General features: G+C 75.5%; 4 protein-coding genes. All 4 read left to right on the forward strand.

The window, feature by feature from the left end; translation table 11 throughout:
• Positions 1-728, forward strand: a 728-nt coding sequence (locus GTQ99_RS20750; RefSeq protein WP_166617596.1) for a hypothetical protein, incomplete at its 5' end; no start/stop codon positions are given.
• A gap of 43 nt (positions 729-771) precedes the next feature.
• Positions 772-2,448, forward strand: a complete 1,677-nt coding sequence (locus tag GTQ99_RS27240) for a DNA repair helicase XPB (protein ID WP_166617597.1) — start codon at positions 772-774, stop codon at positions 2,446-2,448.
• Between the two features lie 104 nt (positions 2,449-2,552).
• Complete coding sequence (locus tag GTQ99_RS27245) at positions 2,553-3,398, forward strand: hypothetical protein (protein WP_166617598.1); 846 nt, start codon at positions 2,553-2,555, stop codon at positions 3,396-3,398.
• A partial coding sequence (locus GTQ99_RS20765; protein WP_166617599.1) for a TetR family transcriptional regulator occupies positions 3,379-3,974 on the forward strand: 596 nt, incomplete at its 3' end. The genes GTQ99_RS27245 and GTQ99_RS20765, both read left to right, overlap by 20 nt.

Here is a 3,974-nt window from a genome sequence, read left to right on the forward strand (position 1 = left end):
GGTCCACCCCCGGGCCGGCGCCGTGGCCGGCCTCGCAGCAGACCCCGCCGGACGCCCCGACGCAGGGCCTGCCCCGCTACGGCGACGAGCCCGGCTACCCGCCGCTGCAGGGGTCCGCGCCCGCGGCCCCCTCCGCCCCGCGGCCCACCGGCGCCTCCCCGTACGACCCGGCCCGGCACGAGCAGCCCTCGCACGGGCAGGACCAGTACGGGCAGGGCCAGTACGGCACCGCTCAGCACGACCAGGCGCAGCAGGGTGGGAGTCAGTACGGCGCGAGCCAGTACGGCCAGGCCCAGTACGGCCAGGCCCAGTACGGCCAGGGCCAGTACGGCGGGGCCCAGTACGGCCAGGGCCAGTACGGCCAGGGCCAGTACGGCGTGCAGGGCTACGAGCAGCAGGCGCCGGTGGCCGGTTCGGCGCACGCGGTCCTGTGGACCGCGGTGGGCGGTCTGGTCCTCATGGGCACGGGCCTGGGCTGGATCGCGGCGATCGTGGCGCTGGCCCTGGCGCCCGGTGCGCGCCGGGAGGTCCTGGAGTCCCGGGGCACCAAGCGGGGGCTGGGCTTCCTGCTGGCGGGCAAGATCTGCGCCTGGGTCAACATCGGCCTGACGGTGCTGCTGGTCCTCGGCCTCGTCGTGCTGTTCGCGGTCATCGGCGCCGGGGGTTTCGCCGACACCTCCGGCGACGTCTACTGGGACTCCGTGAGCACGCTCACGCCGGTCCGCTGACGCGCACCGGAAGCCTGCGGCGGCGAAGGGGGTTGCACTCCAGGTGACCGACGGCCCCCTCATCGTCCAGAGCGACAAGACGCTGCTCCTCGAGGTCGACCACCCGCGCGCCCGCGCCTGCCGGGCGGCGATCGCGCCGTTCGCGGAGCTGGAGCGCGCTCCCGAGCACGTGCACACCTACCGGCTGACGCCGCTGGGCCTGTGGAACGCGCGCGCGGCCGGCCACGACGCCGAGCAGGTCGTGGACACGCTGCTGGAGTTCTCCCGCTACTCGGTGCCGCACGCGCTGCTGGTCGACGTCGCCGAGACGATGGCCCGCTACGGGCGCCTGCAGCTGGTCAACGACCCCGCGCACGGCCTCGTGCTGCACGCGATCGACACCCCGGTGCTCGAGGAGGTGCTGCGCAGCAAGAAGGTCGCGCCGCTGCTCGGCGCCCGCGTGGAGCCCGACACGGTGCTCGTGCACCCCAGCGAGCGCGGCAACCTCAAGCAGGTGCTGCTGAAGCTGGGCTGGCCGGCGGAGGACCTCGCCGGCTACGTGGACGGCGAGGCGCACCCCATCGACCTCGCCGAGGACGGCTGGGCGCTGCGCCCCTACCAGGCCGAGGCCGTGGACGGCTTCTGGCACGGCGGTTCCGGCGTCGTCGTCCTGCCGTGCGGTGCCGGCAAGACGGTCGTCGGCGCGGGCGCGATGGCCAAGGCGCGCGCGACGACGCTCATCCTCGTGACGAACACCGTCTCCGCGCGCCAGTGGCGCGACGAGCTGCTCAAGCGCACCACGCTGACCGAGGACGAGATCGGCGAGTACTCCGGGGCTCGCAAGGAGATCCGCCCGGTGACGATCGCGACGTACCAGGTCGTGACGACCAAGCGGAAGGGCGTCTACCCGCACCTGGAGCTGTTCGACGCCCGCGACTGGGGCCTCGTCGTCTACGACGAGGTGCACCTGCTGCCGGCGCCGATCTTCCGGATGACCGCGGACCTGCAGGCGCGCCGGCGGCTGGGGCTGACGGCGACGCTCGTGCGCGAGGACGGCCGCGAGGGCGACGTGTTCTCCCTCATCGGCCCCAAGCGCTACGACGCGCCGTGGAAGGACATCGAGGCGCAGGGCTACATCGCGCCCGCCGACTGCGTCGAGGTCCGCGTGACGCTGCCGGACGGCGAGCGCCTGGCCTACGCGACGGCCGAGGACGACGAGCGCTACCGGTTGTGCTCCACCTCGCCGGAGAAGTCGCGGGTCGTGGAGAAGCTCGTGGCCCAGCACGCCGGTGAGCCGACGCTGGTCATCGGCCAGTACATCGACCAGCTCGACGACCTGGCCCGCCGCCTGGACGCGCCCGTCATCAAGGGCGACACGACGGTCAAGGAGCGCCAGCGGCTCTTCGAGGCCTTCCGCCAGGGCGAGATCACGACGCTCGTGGTGAGCAAGGTGGCCAACTTCTCCATCGACCTGCCGGAGGCCAAGGTCGCCATCCAGGTGTCCGGCTCCTTCGGCTCGCGCCAGGAGGAGGCGCAGCGCCTGGGCCGGGTCCTGCGGCCCAAGGGCGACCACGGGACGGCGCGCTTCTACACCGTCGTCTCGCGCGACACCAAGGACCAGGACTTCGCCGCGCACCGCCAGCGGTTCCTGGCCGAGCAGGGCTACGCGTACCGGATCGTGGACGCCGACGACATCGACGGCGGCGTGCCGGACGCGGACGGGGTGCTCCCCGGCAGCTGAGGCCGCGGCCGCACCGGCGCCCGGCGGGGGTCTCCCCCGCCGGGCGCCGTCGCGTCCGGCCCCGCCCCATTGACAGACCGAGCGCTCGGTTTCACGATGGGGCGGTGGCCGGCACCGGTGTCCCCGCCCCCCTGCTCTTCTCCCTCGAGCGCGAGGGCGACCCGCTCGCGGTCGAGGTCGAGCCCCGCGGCCACCGCGCGCGGGTGCGGCTGCGGCGCGGTGGCGAGCTGCTCGGCGAGCGCACCGCGCTCGGCGTCGCGAGCCTGCCGCTGCCCGGCGGCGGCGGCCGGCACCCGCGGGTGGTCGTGCGCCTGCTGCGGCGCGGCGATCCGCTGGACGTCGTCCTCGTCGAGCCCGGCCCGCTGCGCACCGTCCGGACGCCGTTCGAGCCGCCGGCGGGCACCACGGCCGCCCGCTGGCACGCCTGGCAGCGGCGCCACCCCGCGCTGTGGGCCGCGCGGCACGTCGTCCTGGCCGTCGGCGAGGTCGCGCTGGTGCTGCTGGGCATCGCCGCGTTCGTGCAGCTGGTCCTGCGGCGGGTGCTGGCCTGGCTGCGCGAGCAGCTGCCCTCCCTCGACCTGCCGGGCATCCCCTGGCCGGACTGGGACCTGCCGCGCATCCCCTGGCCCGACTGGGACCTGCCGACCGTCCCCTGGCCGGACTGGGACCTGCCGGACCTGCACGCCCCGGCGTGGCTGCTCGCCGTGCTCGCCACCGCGAAGCTCTGGGTCCCGGTGCTCATCGCCCTGGCCGTCGCGGTGCGCGAGGTGCGCCGCCGGCGGGCCGGTGCGGGCGGCGGTGGTGGTGGCTGCGATGCTGCCGGGCGGGCCACCCCGCCCGCGGGCGCCGGCGGCCGGCCGGAGCCGGACCGCGAGCACGGACGAGGGCCCGGGCACGAGCACGGACGAGAGCACGAGCACGAGGAGCCGGGTGCGCACCGTCGACCCTGAGCAGCACCGCCGGCGGCGGCACGAGATCGTCGAGGCCGCGGTGGAGCTGTTCGCCCGCAAGGGCCTGGAGGCCACGACCACCGCGGAGATCTGCCGGGCCGCCGGCATCAGCACCGGTCGGCTCTTCCACTACTTCCCCTCCAAGCAGGCCGTCTTCCACGCCCTCTTCGAGCTCGACCGCGAGGAGCAGGACGCCGCGCTGGCGCGCGCCGCCGCGGAGGCCGACCCGTGGCGGGGGCTGACGTCCGTGGTCGAGCACGTCGCGGCCGAGACCGCCTCCCCGCTCGTGGCGGGGCTGTTCGTCGAGGTCGTCACCCAGGCCCACCGGGACCCGGTGGTCACCCGGCTCGTGGCCGAGGGCGACCGGCGCCTGCTCGAGGCCGTCGGCGCCCTCGTCGAGCGGCTGACCGCCGCCGGGCGCGCCGACCCGGGCATGGAGCCGCGGGAGGCGGCGCGCTGGGTGCTGACGCTGGCGGAGACCTTCTACGGCCGCGGCTACCCCGAGCCCGAGCGCGACCGGGAGGCGGACCTGGCGACCGTGCTGGAGCTGGTCGCGCGGGTGCTGCGCGTGGACAC

The organism is Kineococcus vitellinus (assembly GCF_009906315.1).
GTDB lineage: Bacteria > Actinomycetota > Actinomycetes > Actinomycetales > Kineococcaceae > Kineococcus > Kineococcus vitellinus.